This window comes from Vibrio sp. 10N.222.52.C12 (assembly GCF_041474215.1).
In the GTDB taxonomy this organism is placed as follows: Bacteria; Pseudomonadota; Gammaproteobacteria; order Enterobacterales; family Vibrionaceae; genus Vibrio; species Vibrio crassostreae_C.
The window spans coordinates 1-562 of the sequence record NZ_JBFRTR010000116.1 but is presented as its reverse complement, the minus strand read 5'-3'; the positions used below and the strand labels follow the sequence as shown (position 1 = coordinate 562).

Sequence of the window (562 nt, the reverse complement as noted above, 5' to 3'; positions counted from 1 at the left end):
ATATACAGTAATAAGAAAACGACGAATTAATTTAAATATATTGGAACAGAACCAATATTATCTATAAAGAAGTGGAGTTAAAAAATGACTATTAAACGTTACGGTGTTGAAGGCGGTACAGGTACAGGCGGACAACATTTACCATTTGCACGCGCAACTGAAGCGGGTGGTTTCCTATACGTTTCTGGCCAGACACCGATGACAGATGGTGAAGTGGTAGAGGGTGGCATTGTTGACCAGTCTCGCCTAGCGATCCAAAACTGTGTCGATATCATGACTGAAGCGGGCTACGGCCTAGAAGACGTAATGCACGTAAAGGTTGTGCTAACGGATTCTCGTTACTTCCAATCTTTTAATAAGGTATTCAAAGAGTTCTTCGGTGCTAACCCACCGGCTCGTATCTGCATGGTCTGTGACCTAGTGGTAGACGTGAAGGTTGAAGTAGATGTGACTTGCTACCGCGCGGATCGCGTTTAGTAATAACCTAATCACAATTACCTACTTAGAGAGTATTAGGGGTTAGTCATCCCTGTTATTATCCTTTAATACTCTCACCCTACAT

General features: G+C 42.7%; 1 protein-coding gene. It reads left to right on the top strand.

Features of this window, described 5'->3' with window-relative positions; all coding sequences use genetic code 11:
- The first annotated feature begins 84 nt into the window (after positions 1-84).
- Complete coding sequence (locus AB4623_RS20075) at positions 85-477, top strand: RidA family protein (protein ID WP_017065166.1); 393 nt, start codon at positions 85-87, stop codon at positions 475-477.
- Positions 478-562: the final 85 nt, after the last annotated feature.

What these genes read in the sequence shown, in the direction of transcription:
- AB4623_RS20075 (WP_017065166.1), top strand. Translation starts at nt 85, where the DNA reads ATGACTATTAAACGTTACGGTGTTGAAGGCGGTACAGGTACAGGCGGA.